This window comes from Aeromonas sp. s10 (genome assembly GCF_040907975.1).
GTDB classification, from domain to species: Bacteria; Pseudomonadota; Gammaproteobacteria; order Enterobacterales; family Aeromonadaceae; genus Aeromonas; species Aeromonas caviae.
In genome coordinates this window covers 38,425-55,018 of record NZ_JBFOCV010000037.1, presented here as the reverse complement: position 1 = coordinate 55,018, position 16,594 = coordinate 38,425, and the positions used below count along the sequence as shown (strand labels likewise).

Sequence of the window (16,594 nt, the reverse complement as noted above, 5' to 3'; positions counted from 1 at the left end):
GATGTTGCCGGGCCATGAAATAAGGAAGCAATTATGTCACTTGTCACCACCTATTGTAGCCAATGCTTTACCCGCAACCGCCTGCCTGTCGAAAAAGCAGACTCAAACGCGAAGTGTGGCCGTTGCCGTCACGCCCTCTTCGAACAAACCCCGGTGGCGGGGCGTCAGGCCAGCTTCGATGCCCTGATCCAGTCCGACATCCCGGTGGTGGTGGACTTTTGGGCAAGCTGGTGTGGCCCCTGCCTGCAGTTTGCCCCCGTCTTTCAGGAGGTCGCCCGGGAGCTTGAGCCCCGCCTTCGCTTCGTGAAACTCGATACCGAGCAGGAGGCCGCCATCGCAGGTCGCTATGGCATTCGCAGCATTCCTACCCTGATGGTCTTCCAGCAGGGGGAGATCCTGGCACAGCGCAGCGGCTCCCTGCCCAAGAGCCTGTTCAAGGAGTGGCTGCTCTCCTTCACCTCCCCCGTCAAATGAAAATAAAATGTTTCATTTCTGTTTGATTGAAGATCCATTTTCACTTGACTCTGTGAGTCGCCACATGATTTGACCATATCCCCCTGTTTCAAACAGGGGGATATATGTAACCTCGGCATCACAACAACAACCATAAATTAACCGAGAGAACGTTATGCACACATCGGCTGTACCTCCGACTCCCCCCTCACGCTGGCTGGACATCAAGTCCGGGATCGTCATCCTGGATCTGCTCCTGCTCTGCGCCATGCTGGCATGGCTCCCGTTTGACCCCATGGTCAACAAGGGGCTGGCCATCCTGATCTTCATCGCCATCCTCTGGCTGACCGAGGCGGTGAACATCACCATCACTGCCATCTCCATCCCGGTGCTAGCCACCCTGCTCGGGGTGTTCGATATGAGCAAGTCGCTGACCGACTTTGCCAACCCCGTCCTGTTCCTCTTCTTTGGCGGCTTTGCCCTCGCTGCAGCCCTCTCCAAGCAGGGACTCGACACCCAGATCGCCGGCAAGGTGATGCAGCTCGCCAAGGGACACCTGGGCTGGGCTTCCATCGTGCTCTTCACCATCACGGCCGCCCTCTCCATGTGGATCAGCAACACCGCAACCGCGGCCATGATGATGCCGCTGGCCCTCGGCATGCTGAAAGGGCTGGACGTTCACAAGGAGCGCCGCACCCTGGTCTTCGTGCTGCTTGGCGTCGCCTATAGCGCCAGCATCGGTGGCATCGGCACACTGGTGGGCAGCCCCCCCAATGCCATCGCCGCCGCCCAGATGGGCTTGGGCTTCACCGACTGGCTGGAGTTCGGCATCCCCGTGGTGATCATCTTCATGCCGGTAGGCATCAGCCTGCTCTACTGGGTGACCCGTCCCAATCTCTCCCACCAGGTCAGCACCGAGCAGGTCACCATCGAGTGGACAGGTCAGCGCAAAGTGACCCTCGCCATCTTCCTGACCACGGTGCTGCTGTGGATTGGATCCCAACCTCTTGCCAAGGCGCTGGGCGGCATTCCCCAGTTCGATACCCTGATCGCCATGGGCGCCATCCTGGCCATCGCCATCAGCCGCGTCGCCAGCTGGGATGACATCAACCAGAACACCGACTGGGGCGTGCTGCTGCTGTTCGGGGGTGGTCTCACCTTGAGCGCCATCCTCAAGCAGACCGGGGCCAACGCCTTCCTGGCGGAGCACCTCTCCAGCGGCCTCTCCTCCATGCCCATCTTCGTGATCCTGCTCTGCCTGGCCGCCTTCGTGGTGTTCCTGACCGAGCTGGTCTCCAACACCGCCACTGCCGCGCTGCTGGTGCCGCTGTTCGCCGGGGTGGCCGAGGCTCTGGGGGTCTCCCCCATCGTGGTCTCGGTGCTGATCGCCGTCGGCGCCTCCTGTGCCTTCATGCTGCCGGTGGCCACGCCCCCCAACGCCATCGTCTTCGCCAGCGGCCATATCCAGCAGCGGGAGATGATGCGGGCCGGCCTGGTACTGAACCTGGTGTTCACCGTCATCCTGACCATGCTGGCCTATTTCATGGGGGATATCCTCCACTGAGGTTCGCCCCCTAATGCCCCTCCAAGCCCCGCATCGCCGGGGCTTTTTCTCGCCCCGAAACCACCGCACTCCCTACCCGCGAGATCACGGCGACATTAACTTGCACTTAAGAAATCGCCTCCATGACGCTGACAACGGCCATCACGCAGCCATGGCTGACGATGGCGATGATCATGTACATCACGACAAGGGGTCACCTCATGGGTAAGACGATGCAGAACAACCGTGAAATCAAAGTATGGGATCCGGTGGTCAGGGGATTTCACTGGGCCACTGTGCTGTTGTGCGTGCTGAATCTCTTCATCCTTGAAGAGGGGGCGCGCAACCACCGCTATGCGGGATATGCGCTGGCCGGACTGCTGGCACTGCGCATCGTATGGGGATTCATCGGCTCCTATCATGCCCGCTTCGCCCAGTGGCTGCCGACACCGACCGGCGTCATCACCTATCTCAAGGAGACGATCAAGGGGCGCCACCCCTACTATGCCGGTCACAATCCTTTGGGATCCTTGATGATACTGCTGCTATTGACCTGCCTTGTCGGCACCGCCGCCAGCGGGATCATGACCGAATACGGGCCGCTCTCCGGCACCCATCGCATGGAAGAGATCCACGAGTTCTTTGCCAAGGGGCTGCAGGTGACCATCTTCGTCCATGTACTGGCCGTCATCGCCCTGGATCGCCTGGTACGGGGCGATCTCGTCAGGGCGATGATCACCGGCAAGAAACGGGTGCCGGCGGACACCCGGGTGGTCGACAGGCCCTGAGCCTCTCTCAACCCGACAGATGAAAAAAAACCCCGCATCGCGGGGTTTTTCACAGGAGCAGACATCAGCCGACGCTGCAGCTCGTCAGTTTCCAGATCCGGTCTACGTAATCCTGGATGGAGCGGTCGGAGTTGAACTTGCCCATGGTGGCAGAGTTGATGATGGCTTTCTTCGCCCACAGGGCCGGATCCCGGTACCAGGCGTCGATCAGCTTGTGCGCCTCGGAGTAGGACTCGAAATCCGCCAGGGTCAGGTAAGGGTCTCCCCCTTCCAGCAAGGAGCGCTTGATGGAGGCCAGCTCACCCGGACGACCCGGCGTGAAGTAGTCGGTATCAAACCAGTCCAGCACGGCTTTCAGTTCGGAGTTGGCGTAGTAGAAGTCATACGGGTTGTAGCCGCGCGCCTTCAGGGACTTCACCTCGTCCACATTCAGACCGAAGATGGCGCAGTTTTCGGCACCCGCCTCTTCGGCGATCTCGATGTTGGCTCCATCCAGCGTCCCGATGGTGATGGCACCGTTCAGCGCCATCTTCATGTTGCCGGTACCGGATGCTTCGTAACCTGCGGTGGAGATCTGCTCGGAGACATCCGCCGCCGGGATCAGCTTCTCGGCAAGGCTCACGCGGTAGTTCGGCATGAACACCACTTTCAGCTTGCCCTGAATACGGGCGTCGTTGTTGACCCGCTCCGCCAGCTTGTTGATGGCGTAGATGATGTCCTTGGCCAGCTTGTAGCCGGGCGCCGCCTTGGAGCCGAAGATGAACACCCGCGGATGCATGTCATAGTCCGGGTTCGCCAGCAGGCGACGGTAGAGCGCCATGATGTGGATGAGGTTTAGCTGCTGGCGCTTGTACTCGTGCAGACGCTTGATCTGAACGTCGAAGATCGCCTCCGCGCTCACGTCGATGCCGGTTTCCGCCTTGATGACCTTGACCAGCTTCTCCTTGTTGTGGCGCTTGATGGTCATGAACTGCTGCTGGAACGCCTTGTCGTCGGCAAACTTCACCACGCTGCGCAGCTTGTCCAGTTGCAGCGGCCACTCCTTGCCCACCACCTCGTTGTAGAGTTCGGCCAGTTCCGGGTTGCAGGCCAGCAGCCAGCGACGGGGAGTCACACCGTTGGTGACGTTGCACATCTTCTCGGGCCACAGCTCGGCATACTCGGGGAAGAGATCTTCCTTCACCAGCTTGGAGTGGATCTCGGCCACACCGTTCACCTTGGAGGAGCCGATGACGCACAGGTTGCCCATGCGCACCTTGCGCACGTCACCCTCTTCGATGATGGAAAGCTTGGCCTTGATGGCATCGTTGCCCGGCCACTTGGGCTCCACCAGCTCGTTCAGGAAGCGGGCGTTGATTTCGTAAATGATCTCGAGATGGCGCGGCAGTACCTTCTCGAACAGGCTGACGGACCACTTCTCCAGCGCTTCCGGCAGCAGGGTGTGGTTGGTGTAGGAGAAGACCTGATAGCAGATGCCCCAGGCGGTATCCCAGTTCAGCCCCTCTTCGTCCACCAGCACGCGCATCAGCTCGGGGATGGCCACGGTGGGGTGGGTATCGTTGAGCTGGATGGCGATTTGCGCGGCAAAGTTGCTGAAGTCACTGCCATGCACCCGCTTGTAGCGACGCATGATGTCCTTGATGGAGCAGGCGCAGAAGAAGTACTGCTGGATAAGGCGCAGCTCCTTGCCGGCGTCGGTCTCATCGTTCGGGTAGAGCACCTTGGAGATGGTCTCGGCCTGGGCCTTTTCGGCCTGGGAGTCGATATAACCACCGGCGTTGAACACGTCCCAGTCGAAGAACTCGGAGGCGCGGGATTCCCACAGACGCAGGATGTTGACGGTGTGACCACCGAAGCCGACCACCGGAATGTCCCAGGGCACCCCTTTGATCTTGCGACCGGCGTGCCACACCTTCTTCAGGCCACCCTTGTCACCAAAGACGGTCTCCACGTAGCCGTAAAGCGGGATCTCCTGCACCGATTCCGGGCGGCAGATCTCCCAGGGGTTGCCATATTCGCGCCAGGAGTCCGGACGCTCGATCTGACGGCCATCCTGAATTTCCTGACGGAACAGGCCGTGCTCGTAGTGAATGCCATAGCCCACCGCCGGGTAGTTCAGGGTCGCCAGGGAATCGATGAAGCAGGCAGCCAGACGACCCAGGCCGCCGTTGCCAAGGGCCATGTCAGGCTCTTGTTCGCAAAGATCGGTCAGTTCCAGACCGAGTTCACCCAGCGCCTCTTCACAGACTTTGTAGAGGGAGAGGTTGTGCAGGTTGTTGGAGGTCAAACGCCCCATCAAAAATTCAGCAGAGAGATAGTGAATCGCACGAGTATCTTTCTTGAAGTGAGTCTGCTGAGTACGGGTCAGGCGCTCGTACACCTGTTCATTGACGGCGGCAGCGGTCGCTTTCCACCAGGCATCCGGAGAGGCTTTCTGTTCGCTTGTACCCAAGGTAGAACGCAGGTGACGCACGATACTCGCCTTGAGCTGATCTTTATCCAGTTGGAGATCCTGGTCTGTCTTCTTCTTGGTAGCCATAAACCATTTTCCTTCGTTACAAATAAAAAATGTCATCCCATCGGGGGGACCGGCGCTGTTGTTATCTCAGAATATGCTCCGGCGGGGGCATACTAGCTAAAGCCAAGGGTTTAAAAGTTAACGTGAGTCACACTTTAACGCATAAAAATGACAGTTTCACCATGAAAACCCTTTCCTTTAGTCCGCCTGAATGAAATATAAATTTCGTTTTAAATCATGGCGATACAAGAAAACAAAAAAGATAGTTTCATGAATAGGTTTTCAATGATTGCCTGTGACTGAAAATACGTGAAAATAACCGTCAACACGGGAGAAATTGAAAGCGTTTTCAATTCGCACCTCCTCGTCAGGTAATAAAAAGGATGCCCCAATCGGAGCACCCTTTGATTTCAATTAACCATGCGCCTTGAACTGATTGCTCATAGGGTCGTAGTGATACCCGATCTGTTGCAGACGGGTAGCCAGCTGATCTTCTGTCATGTCGTAGTAAGCCAGCAGCTCTTCCAGACCATCACACTCCAGCCGCAGCTTCTCGTTGATGATCCCGAGCAGAATGTTCGCATCCAGTCGTTGCAAGGTACTGACGTCCATCTCGCTCCCTCCTCTCCCTATACAGGACTGTATAACCATGAGCGCCGACCCGAAGTTTGTCTACAGGTTAAAAAACACCCTGTATAAGGAAGATATAAATATCCTTTTTAATCATGTAGTTAAAATCATCCCCTGTTAAACGGCTCACACTTTTAGCCACAAATGACTTGTCACTCCTTGCGAACAGAACTACTGTATGCGCATACAGCATGGTTATTCATACAGGAACGACATATGAGCCAGCCCCTGAATCTTTGCCCCCCCTCCTCCTCTGCCGGTCTGATCACCACCTGGCCCACTCGCCATCAGAGCAAGATGGGACAAGAGCAGCGGCGCGGCCCTCTCCATCAGGAAGCGCCGCTGCTCGATGCCCTGGGGCAACTGAGTCAGTCTGACAGTGGCTGGATCCTGCTCGTCGCCCCGCCCGGTCTGCCCGCCGCCGCGCAATTGCAGGCCAGAGGGATCAATCCTGCCAGGGTGCTTGTCGTGCACGCCCCCAAGATCAAGAATTGGCAGCGCCTGCTGGAGCAGAGCCTGATCAATGGTCACTGCGCCGCCGTGCTGACCTGGCTGCCCGAACAGGTCGCCCTGGACCGGAGCACATTGAGCACCCTGGGCCAGCGTGCCGGTGTCCTGACCCGCTTCTTCGAGCCCGCAACCCCTCTGGGTGGGGCACTGAGCTACGGCGGCCAGGATATCTACCTGAACCACTGATCGCCCCTTCGGCGTGACAGCCAATGCGCCGGCATTGCCCACCGGGTTATCCAGGCTTCCGACCCGGGATGCCATGGCGACAAAGACAAAGCAGCACAGCAGCACAGCAGCACAGCAGCACAGCAGCACAGCAGCACAGCAGCACAGCAGCACAGCAGCACAGCAGCACAGCAGCACAGCAGCACAGCAGCACAGCAGCACAGCAGCACAGCAGCACAGCAGCAGTAAATTAGCTCAGGCCCAGACCGTCAAATGAGGCCCGCAAAAAAGGCGACCCGAAGGTCGCCTTTCAACATGCTGCTGTACGGAGGCTAATCGCTCTCCGTTTGCATCGAAGTCCGATTGATCAAGCCAGCTTGGTCTCCAGCTCGGCAATCTTGGCGGACCAGTAGGCCGGGCCGGTCTCGTGGATGTTGTTACCCTGGGAGTCGACCGCCACGGTGACCGGCATGTCTTCCACCTCGAACTCGTAGATGGCCTCCATCCCCAGATCGGCAAAGGCCACCACGCGCGCCTTCTTGATGGCTTTCGCCACCAGATAGGCGGCGCCGCCCACCGCCATCAGGTAGACAGCCTGGTGCTGCTTGATGCTCTCGACCGTCTTGGGGCCGCGCTCGGACTTGCCGATCATGCCGATGAGGCCGGTTTCTCCCAGCATCATGTCGGTGAATTTGTCCATCCGGGTGGACGTGGTGGGGCCAGCCGGGCCGACCACCTCGTCACGCACCGCATCGACCGGGCCCACGTAATAGATGAAGCGGTTGGTGAAATCGACCCCTTCCGGCAGTCCTTCACCTTTTTTCAGCATGTCGGCGATGCGCTTGTGGGCGGCGTCGCGGCCGGTCAGGATCTTGCCGGAGAGCAGCACGGTATCGCCGCTCTTCCAGCTGGCAAGCTCTGCCTTGGTGATGCCATCCACGTTGACCCGGCGCACATTACCACCGGACTCACGGGTGATCTCCGGCCAGTCTTCCAGCCTGGGGGGTGTCAGCTCCGCCGGGCCGGAGCCATCGAGTTCGAAATGCACGTGACGGGTGGCGGCGCAGTTGGGGATCATCACCACAGGCTTGGAGGCGGCGTGGGTCGGTGCGGATTTCACCTTCACATCCAGCACCGTGGTCAGGCCGCCCAGCCCCTGGGCACCGATCCCGAGCTTGTTGACCTTGTCATAGAGCTCGACCCTCAGCTTCTCTTCGGTGGTCTCGGGACCACGGGCAATCAGCTCCTGGATGTCGATGTGCTCCATCAGGGCTTCCTTGGCGAGCACCGCCGCTTTCTCGGCAGTGCCGCCGATGCCGATGCCGAGCATGCCGGGCGGGCACCAGCCAGCCCCCATGGTCGGCACCGTCTTGAGCACCCACTCCACGATGTCGTCGGAGGGGTTGAGCATCACCATCTTCGATTTGTTTTCGGAGCCGCCCCCCTTGGCCGCGATACTCACTTCCACCTTGTCGCCGGGGATCATGTCGATGTGCACGACAGCGGGGGCATTGTCTTTGGTGTTCTTGCGGCTGCCGGCCGGATCCGCCAGCACGGAGGCGCGCAGCGGGTTGTCCGGATTGGTATAGGCGCGGCGGGTGCCCTCATCCACCATCTCCTGGACCGTCATGTCGCTGTCCCACTGTACCTGCATGCCGATCTTGACGAAGCAGGTGACGATACCGGTATCCTGACAGAGCGGGCGATGACCTTCGGCAGACATGCGGGAGTTGATCAGGATCTGGGCCAGGGCATCCTTGGCGGCCGGGTTGATCTCGCGGTCATAGGCGGCCTTGGCGGCCTGCACGAAATCGAGGGGGTGGTAGAAGGAGATGTACTGCAGGGCGTCAGCAATGGAATCGATAAAGTCCTGTTTTCTAATGATGCTCATATCATCCTCACTGGTCCTTGTTATCGCTTGCGCGAGCAAGGGCTTCCATATGAGCCGGGCCTTCGGCAGGTGGCAAATGCACCTGGAGCCGGCAGACTGCGGCGTGTTTTTATAACGGTGTTTTTCTTAAAAATGCCGGCGGCCATGATACGCTTGACCACCCGAACCGGCTAGGGAGCCGGGCGCAAACTGTTGCCTATGTAACAAAAAATGAAACCAAGACTGCATATCCACCATTTCGACCCGCAGGCCTCGCTCCACACCTGGTTTGCCTGCCTGCAACACCAACCCTGGGCCATCCTGCTGGAATCCGCCGGCCCCCTGGGGGCTGACAACGGTTTTGACATCATCAGCGCCGATCCGCTTGCCACCCTGGAAACCCGGGGTACCAGCACCTGCCTCACCCGGGATAACCACCAGCACCATCATGACGGCGATCCCCTCGCCCTGCTCGCCAAGACCCAGCGAGCCCTGCTTGGGGAGCGCGTTGAGGATGACTCGGGATTGCCGTTTATCGGGGGGGCCCTGGGACTCTTTGGCTACGATCTGGGCCGACGATTCGAGCGTCTACCCGCAGTGGCGCAACAGGACATCCAGGTGCCCGACATGGCGGTCGGGATCTACGACTGGGCGCTGCTGCGAAATGTCGCGACGGGACACTGGCAACTGGCCCACTGGGGTGATGACGCCGGCCTCGCCCGCAGGCTCGACTGGCTGATGGCGCAGCGCGAACGCCCCCCCCTCCCCCTTCGCCTGACCGGCCCCTGGCAGAGCAACATGACGCGGGCCGAATACGGAGACAAGTTTGCCCGTATCCAGGCCTATCTGGCGGCGGGGGATTGTTACCAGATCAACCTGACCCAGCGCTTCAGCGCCCCTTATCAGGGGGATGAATGGTCCGCCTATCTCGCCCTGAGCGCCGCCAACAAGGCGCCGTTCTCCGCCTTTATCCGCCTGCCGCAAAGCGCCATTCTGAGCCTCTCCCCGGAGCGTTTCCTGCTGCTCGACAAGCGCCATATCGAGACCAAGCCCATCAAGGGCACCCGGCCTCGCCACCCGGATCCCGCCCAGGATGCCAGGGTGGCCGAGTCACTCGCCAACGCCGACAAGGACAGATCGGAGAACCTGATGATCGTCGATCTGCTGCGCAACGACATCGGCCGGGTGAGCCGGCCGGGATCGGTCACTGTGCCGCATCTCTTTGCCGTGGAATCCTTCCCGGCGGTGCATCACCTGGTCTCCACCATTCACGGAGAGCTGGATGCGCGCTGGCAAGAAGTGGATCTGCTGCGGGCCTGCTTCCCCGGCGGCTCCATCACAGGGGCTCCCAAGATCCGGGCGATGGAGATCATCGAGGAGCTGGAGCCGGTGCGGCGCAATGCCTACTGCGGCAGCATCGGTTATCTGAGTCAGCACGGAAGGATGGATACCAGCATCTGCATCCGTACCCTGATCGCCGAAGCCGGTCAGCTGCACTGCTGGGCGGGGGGCGGCATCATCGCCGACTCCGATCCCGACGCCGAATATCAGGAAACCTACGACAAGGTGGCCCGCATCCTGCCACTGCTCAATACCCTTTGATCCCATCCGGCCCTGCGGGGCCGACACAAGGAGACCCATGGAGATGACGAGTGCCGAGCTGCTGACCCGCTTTTTGCTGCAGCGCCCCGCCCCCGCCCATCGCCTGGCACTGGCCGGGCTCAAACCTGCCGCCGTGTTGATCCCCCTTGTGGAGCGCCCCGAGGGCCTGTATCTGCTGCTGACGCGCCGCAGCACCGCCCTGCGCCACCACCCGGGACAGATCAGCTTTCCCGGCGGGCGCCAGGACCCGGAAGACCGGGACCTCATTCACACCGCGCTCAGGGAAACCGAGGAGGAGCTTGGCATTCCCCCCTCCCAGATCCGGATCATCGGCAGCCTCACCCCTCTCAATACCGTCTCGCGCTACGATGTGCTGCCGGTCCTCGCCATGCTCGACCCAGGCTACGGGCTGACCCTGAGCCAGGACGAGGTGGCCCAGGCCTTCGAAGTCCCTCTCGCCCACGTGCTGGATCCGGGGCAGCACATAGCCCTGAGCCTGCCAAGGGCGGACGGTCGTCACACCATCTATTGGATCCCTTGGGAGCAATCTTTCATCTGGGGAGCCACTGCCAGCATGATCCGCCAGCTTGCCCAGCACATCTCGACATAACATTTCGATAACATGATGAGGTGGGAAATTATCCAGTTAACATTCAAATAACACTGCATTTGATAAATAAATTTTGATTTTTTATTCTTTTGATCACATTTCTACAAGAAAGTACGGGTTTCAGCCGCACAAAGGTGAATTTGATCAACATTTTTGATTAAAAAGAAAGTATTCTTGCGCCGACTAATTAAAACCACACATTCGGGGTGAGACACATGTCCAATACTGTCACTGGCGCACAGGATGTTGCAGCCGCACAGGAGCAAGGAATCAGCTCGGTCCAATCTCGCGGTTGGAATAAACAAGACACCACCTGGGTGATCAGCCTGTTCGGTACCGCCGTTGGTGCAGGCATCCTGTTCCTGCCCATCAACGCCGGCATGGGTGGCTTCTGGCCGCTGGTGGTGATGGCGCTGCTGGTCGGCCCCATGACCTACCTGGCCCACCGTGGTCTGGCGCGCTTCGTGCTCTCCTCCAAGCAGCCCAATGCCGACATCACCCAGGTGGTGGAAGAGCACTTCGGCGTGGGTGCCGGTAAATTGATCACCCTGCTCTACTTCTTTGCCATCTACCCCATCGTGCTGATCTACGGCGTGGGCATCACCAACACGGTGGAAAGCTTCCTGGTCAACCAGTTGCAGATGACGCCGCCCCCGCGCTGGATCCTCTCCATCGTGCTCATCATGGCCATGATGTCCGTGATGCTGGCTGGCGAGAAGCTGATGCTGAAAGTGACCGAGTTCCTGGTCTATCCGCTCATCGCCATTCTGGCGGGCATCTCCCTGTACCTGATCCCGGACTGGACCGGTGCGGCCCTGAATCAAATGCCGAGCACCAAGGACTTCGCCACCACCCTGTGGCTGACCATCCCGGTGCTAGTCTTCTCCTTCAACCACAGCCCGGCCATCTCCAGCTTCGCCCTGGCCCAGCGCCGTGATCACGGTGAGCATGCCGTCGCCAAGTCCGACGCCATCCTCAAGCGCACCGCCATCATCCTGCTGGGCTTCGTGATGTTCTTCGTCTTCTCCTGCGTGATGAGCCTGACGCCGGCCCAGCTGGCAGAAGCCAAGTCCCAGAACATCGCCGTGCTCTCCTACCTGGCCAACCAGCATGCGAGCCCCATCATCTCCTACTTCGGTCCGCTGGTTGCCTTCGTGGCCATCGTCTCCTCCTTCTTCGGCCACTATCTGGGTGCCCGTGAAGGTCTGAAAGGGATGATCGTCCAGAACATGCGCAACTCCGGCAAGGCACCGAACCACAAGAAGGTGGAGCTGTTCATCATCGCCTTCTTCATCCTGACCCTGTGGGGCGTGGCCGTGATCAACCCCTCCATCCTCGGGATGATCGAATCCCTGGGTGGCCCCATCATCGCCACCATCCTGTTCCTCATGCCCATGTACGCCATCAAGCGCGTTCCGGCCATGGCGAAATACCAGGGCCAGATCAGCAACGTCTTCGTGGCGACCATGGGCCTCATCGCCATCTCCGCCATCCTCTATCAACTGGTCGGTTAAGCCTTCCTGCGATACCGTCGGGCCAGCATCTGGCCCGGCGCCTCCCACAGCCCGGCAGATCTTCTCTGCCGGGCTGTGTTCGTTATGATCATCAGGCACTGAGCTCAGATGATCAGAGTCCTCAGATCAGAGACAGCCCTTTCACCCACTCTCTTTCCCCTTGGTGACAGCTTGCCGCTCATATTCCTTCGCCCATGACACACGACCAAGGCGTGCTGCGTTATCCCGTCATCTGCCGCACGCCATCGGCCTTGCCAGGCAGAACACCAGAGCCCTTGTCCTTGCCAGGGACGCCCGCTCTTCGGGGTTTAGCCCAGAGAGCCGACACCCCCACCCAATGGAGCCTTTCTTCGAGGCACTCAGGGAAAGTACCGGCCACAGGGCGCAGGCAAACCGCCGAGAGGGCCTTGACCGGGCTTCTCGTGCAGAGCGACCGAAGAACAGATGACCCCTTCGATCACCAGAGGGGATGCCACAAGCCGCCATGCTGACAGCACAAACAGCCCGATATGCCCGGCCGAATGCAGCGCCGGGCACGTTGGTACAGGGAATGGCGTGTTGGCGGTGGCGAGAACACGAAGGCGGCCAACGGGCCCCTCCCGGGAAATCACACAGGGGGATCCGAGCACTGTCAATGCCATGACACGGCGAGAAGGTGCAGGGCGCCTGACGCGCGCGCAAATAAAAAGCGCCCTCCGAAGAGGGCGCCTGTGCAGAGCGGAACGTCTGAGGGGATCAGGCTTCGCGGCTGGGGACCGGGGCGGCATCCAGCAGGCTCTCATCCTCGGCCATGCAGGCCGCCGCAGTGAACAGCACGTCGGTGGAGCTGTTGAGGGCCGTTTCGGCGGAATCCTGCAACACCCCGATGATGAAGCCAACGGCCACCACCTGCATGGCGATGTCGTTGCTGATACCGAACAGGCTGCACGCCAGCGGGATCAGCAGCAGGGAGCCGCCCGCCACACCGGAAGCGCCACAGGCACTGATGGTGGCGACGACGGAGAGCAGAATGGCGGTCGCCATGTCCACTTCCATCCCCAGGGTATGCACCGCCGCCATGGAGAGCACGGTAATGGTGATGGCGGCGCCGGCCATGTTGATGGTGGCCCCCAGCGGGATGGAGACCGCATAGGTGTCTTCCGGCAGGCGCAGCCTCTCGGCCAGGGCCATGTTGACCGGAATGTTGGCGGCGGAGCTGCGGGTGAAGAAGGCGGTCACACCGCTCTCTTTCAGGCAGGTCAGCACCAGGGGATAGGGGTTGCGCTTGATCTTCCAGAAGACGATGAGCGGATTGACCACGAAGGCGATGAACAGCATGCAGCCGATCAGTACCACCAGCAGCTGGGCATAGCCAAACAGCGCATCGAAGCCGGTTTCAGCCAGGGTGGAGGCAACCAGACCCAGGATGCCGAGCGGAGCGCAACGGATCACGGCCTTGACGATGGCGGAAACTCCGTGAGACACATCGGAAATCAGTGATTTGGTGCTCTCATTGGCGTGACGCATGGCGATACCAAGGCCGATGGCCCAGGCCAGGATGCCGATATAGTTGGCTTCCAGCAGTGCTTTCACCGGGTTGGTCACCACGTTGAACAGCAGGGTCTGCAGCACTTCCGTGATGCCCCCCGGCGGCGTGATCTCGGTAGCGCCTGCCACCAGATGCAGGTTGGAGGGGAAGAGGAAGCTCGCCACCACTGCCACGGCAGCCGCCAGGAAGGTACCCAGCACATAGAGCAGCAGGATCGGTTTCATGTTGGTCTTCTGGCCCTGCTTGTGGCCGATGATCGCCGACATCACCAGCACGAAGACCAGCAGCGGCGCCACGGCCTTCAGGGCGCCGACGAACAGGCTGCCGAGCAGACCCGCCGCCTTGGCCCACTCGGGCATGAACATCGCAAGAAGGATACCGAATACCAGACCGACCAGGATCTGGCTAACCAGACTGGTGCTGTTGACCAGTCGAATGAGGGGGTGTTGTTGTGTCATCAAGTAGTCCCTGTGCACTCATGGTGCGTGAATCATTAGTCCTGTTGGCAACCAGCCCCGCGCATTGGCACCGGTCCGTTGACGGTGACGCCGTGGGCAGCTCTTCTGGTGGATCTGTCCCGTTCGCGTGGGGTTGCGGACAGGAATATCCCATCTGCCATGGTTTTTTTCCACATAATCACTGAAAAATATCAGGGTTACCTCACAAAAAATCTACAACAATGTGATAACACAATATCAACCGCGGTCAAAATGTCATCAAACCAGTCCGATCATCGGCCACCACTGGGCCAGAAGTGATATGATGACGCCCTTTTTCAGGGAGCCTTGCCATGATCACCTCTTTATTGACCCGACACTTCGGCTTTGATCGCTTGCGGCCCGGGCAGGAAGCGGTGATCAGTCGTCTGCTGGCCGGCAAGAGCGCCGCAGCCATCTTCCCGACTGGCGCGGGGAAATCCCTCTGTTATCAATTGCCCGCCCTCGCACTGCCCCACCTGACCCTGGTCATCTCTCCCCTGCTGGCCCTGATGCACGATCAGCTCGCCTTTTTGCGCAGCAAGGGGATCGCCGCCGCCACTCTGGACTCCAGCCAGACAGCGGAGGAAAGCCGGCGCGTGATGCAGCAGGCCAGCGATGGCCAGCTCAAGATCCTGATGATTTCGGTGGAGCGCCTCAAAAATGAGCGCTTTCGCCGCTTCATCGCCCACATCCCCCTGTCACTGCTGGTGGTGGACGAGGCCCACTGCATCTCGGAGTGGGGCCACAACTTTCGCCCCGACTACCTCAAGCTGCCGGATCATCGCCGTGAACTGGCCATTCCCCAGGTGCTGTTGCTGACCGCCACCGCCACCCCGGCCGTCATGGCGGACATGCAGGCAAAATTTGCCATCGACCGGGACGATCTGGTAGTCACCGGTTTCTACAGACCCAATCTGGATCTGGCCGTCCTCCCGCTGGCAGGCACTGCCCGCGATACCTGGCTGCGCGAGGAGCTGCACCGGGATCCGGCCGCCCCCACCATCGTCTACGTGACTCTGCAACACAGCGCAGAGCAGTGCGCCGCGCAGTTACAGGCCAGCGGCATCCGGGCATGCGCCTACCATGCGGGGCTCGATCCCGCCCTGCGCAGCCAGATCCAGCGCGACTTCATGGCTGGCAGACTCGACTGCATCGTGGCCACCATCGCCTTTGGCATGGGCATCGACAAGGCCGACATTCGCCGGGTCATTCACTACGACCTCCCCAAGTCCATCGAGAACTACAGCCAGGAGATAGGCCGCGCCGGACGTGACGGGCTTCCCTCCCGCTGCACCGTGCTGGCGAGCCGCGCCCAGTTGCCGGTACTGGAAAACTTCGTCTATGGGGATACGCCGGACAGGGACGCCATCGCGTACTTGCTCGATATCGTGCGCCAGAGCGGCGCCGAGTGGGAATTCAGCCTGCTGCGCCTCTCCAACGAGACCAACATTCGCCAACTGCCCCTCAAGACCCTGCTGGTCTATCTGGAGATGGCAGGGGTCATTGCACCGGCCTACAGCTACTTTGCCGAGTACCGTTTCAGGTTCGTACTGGAAAAACAGGCGATCCTCGCTCGTTTCAATTCCGAACGCCGCCTGTTCCTGGAGCAGGTCTTTGCCTGCGCACCCCAGGCGCGTACCTGGTGCACCATGGACTTCGAAGCGCTGTGGCAGGGATACCAGGGGGAACGCCAGCGCGCCGCGACGGCGCTGGACTACCTGCAGCAGCAGGGTTGGATCGAGCTTGAAAGCAAGCAGATGACCGAGGTCTATCGGGTGCTGAGCCAGCAAATCGATACCGCGACCCTGGCCGAAGAGCTGCATGGATTGTTTGAAAAGAAAGAGCAGAGCGAGCTGGCCCGCCTTCAGGCGCTGCTGGCCTTTTTCACCTCGACCACCTGCCTCAGCCATGAGCTTGCCCGCTATTTTGCCGACGACGCGGCCCCCGAGCGGTGCGGGCACTGTTCCGTCTGCCGGGGAGAGATCGCCGTGTTGCCGCCGTTGCCATCACCGGGCTTGCCCAACGAGCACGGTTTGCGCGCCTGGTGCGACCCGCTGATCGCCCTCTGCCATCAGCGCCATCCCAGGATCCTGACCCGTTTCCTGTGTGGCATCGCCACCCCGCTGACCACCCGTCTCAAGGCCAGGGATCTGGCCGGTTTTGGCCAGTTGGCGAACCATCCCTTCGCCGAGGTGCTGGCGGCGGTGTCAGCCCTCTATCCCGCCGAATCCTGAGCTTGCAGATTTGGCGCCGTTCAGGCGCTGAAAAAATAAGACCCTCGCGGATGCGAGGGTCAAGCCAACGGAAACGTGCTTAAACAGAGCTTAGTATCTGCACAATCACCCACTCTCTTGCTAAAGCGATGACTGCTCGACACAGGGCCA

Annotated in this window: 13 protein-coding genes; 9 read left to right on the top strand and 4 right to left on the bottom strand. The window is 60.2% G+C overall.

The genetic code is table 11. The features are described from left to right. Positions 1–33: 33 nt before the first annotated feature. The 3 genes from trxC to AB5Y59_RS12950 all read left to right on the top strand — a co-directional run bounded on the left by trxC (position 34) and on the right by AB5Y59_RS12950 (position 2,784). Positions 34–474 carry a thioredoxin TrxC gene (gene trxC / locus AB5Y59_RS12960; protein WP_368212096.1) on the top strand — a complete coding sequence of 147 codons (441 nt, stop codon included), beginning with the start codon at positions 34–36 and terminating at the stop codon, positions 472–474. A gap of 154 nt (positions 475–628) precedes the next feature. Beyond that, positions 629–2,017: a DASS family sodium-coupled anion symporter gene (locus tag AB5Y59_RS12955; RefSeq protein ID WP_368212095.1), complete on the top strand. Its 1,389-nt coding sequence runs from the start codon at positions 629–631 to the stop codon at positions 2,015–2,017. A 200-nt stretch (positions 2,018–2,217) separates the two neighbouring features. Beyond that, positions 2,218–2,784, top strand: a complete 567-nt coding sequence (locus AB5Y59_RS12950) for a cytochrome b/b6 domain-containing protein (protein WP_124244941.1) — start codon at positions 2,218–2,220, stop codon at positions 2,782–2,784. Between the two features lie 64 nt (positions 2,785–2,848). Here AB5Y59_RS12950 and AB5Y59_RS12945 read toward each other — a convergent pair whose 3' ends face one another. Together AB5Y59_RS12945 and AB5Y59_RS12940 are read right to left on the bottom strand one after the other, a co-directional pair. Next, positions 2,849–5,323, bottom strand: coding sequence for a glycogen/starch/alpha-glucan phosphorylase (locus AB5Y59_RS12945; protein ID WP_045524561.1), 2,475 nt, complete (start codon positions 5,321–5,323; stop codon positions 2,849–2,851). Positions 5,324–5,716: 393 nt separating this feature from the next. Next, the gene (locus AB5Y59_RS12940; protein WP_005323525.1) at positions 5,717–5,914 is read right to left on the bottom strand and encodes a DUF4250 domain-containing protein; all 198 of its coding nucleotides are present in this window, start codon (positions 5,912–5,914) and stop codon (positions 5,717–5,719) included. A 234-nt stretch (positions 5,915–6,148) separates the two neighbouring features. On the opposite strand from AB5Y59_RS12940, the gene AB5Y59_RS12935 reads away from it, so the two are divergent. Further along, positions 6,149–6,628, top strand: a complete 480-nt coding sequence (locus tag AB5Y59_RS12935; protein WP_010674896.1) for a cell division inhibitor — start codon at positions 6,149–6,151, stop codon at positions 6,626–6,628. 73 nt (positions 6,629–6,701) lie between these two features. After that, positions 6,702–6,884 (top strand): hypothetical protein, encoded by a 183-nt coding sequence (locus AB5Y59_RS12930; protein ID WP_368212092.1) that lies wholly within the window; start codon positions 6,702–6,704, stop codon positions 6,882–6,884. A gap of 90 nt (positions 6,885–6,974) precedes the next feature. Here the strand turns inward: AB5Y59_RS12930 and AB5Y59_RS12925 are convergent, their stop codons facing one another. After that, positions 6,975–8,498 (bottom strand): fumarate hydratase, encoded by a 1,524-nt coding sequence (locus AB5Y59_RS12925; protein WP_039040872.1) that lies wholly within the window; start codon positions 8,496–8,498, stop codon positions 6,975–6,977. Positions 8,499–8,708: 210 nt separating this feature from the next. On the opposite strand from AB5Y59_RS12925, the gene pabB reads away from it, so the two are divergent. The 3 genes from pabB (at position 8,709) to AB5Y59_RS12910 (ending at position 12,203) form a co-directional block, all read left to right on the top strand. Further along, on the top strand, positions 8,709–10,079 hold the full coding sequence (pabB, locus tag AB5Y59_RS12920) for an aminodeoxychorismate synthase component I (protein ID WP_368212091.1): 1,371 nt from the start codon (positions 8,709–8,711) through the stop codon (positions 10,077–10,079). Positions 10,080–10,122: 43 nt separating this feature from the next. Further along, positions 10,123–10,689, top strand: a complete 567-nt coding sequence (locus tag AB5Y59_RS12915; protein WP_124244220.1) for a CoA pyrophosphatase — start codon at positions 10,123–10,125, stop codon at positions 10,687–10,689. 215 nt (positions 10,690–10,904) lie between these two features. Next, entirely contained in the window at positions 10,905–12,203 is a 1,299-nt protein-coding gene (locus tag AB5Y59_RS12910) for a serine/threonine transporter (protein WP_043155190.1), read from the top strand. Between the two features lie 735 nt (positions 12,204–12,938). Here the strand turns inward: AB5Y59_RS12910 and sstT are convergent. Next, complete coding sequence (gene sstT, locus AB5Y59_RS12905; protein WP_010674901.1) at positions 12,939–14,189, bottom strand: serine/threonine transporter SstT; 1,251 nt, start codon at positions 14,187–14,189, stop codon at positions 12,939–12,941. A gap of 332 nt (positions 14,190–14,521) precedes the next feature. Between sstT and AB5Y59_RS12900 the strand changes: the two genes are divergently transcribed. Next, the gene (locus AB5Y59_RS12900) at positions 14,522–16,444 is read left to right on the top strand and encodes an ATP-dependent DNA helicase RecQ (protein WP_223919576.1); all 1,923 of its coding nucleotides are present in this window, start codon (positions 14,522–14,524) and stop codon (positions 16,442–16,444) included. Positions 16,445–16,594: the final 150 nt, after the last annotated feature.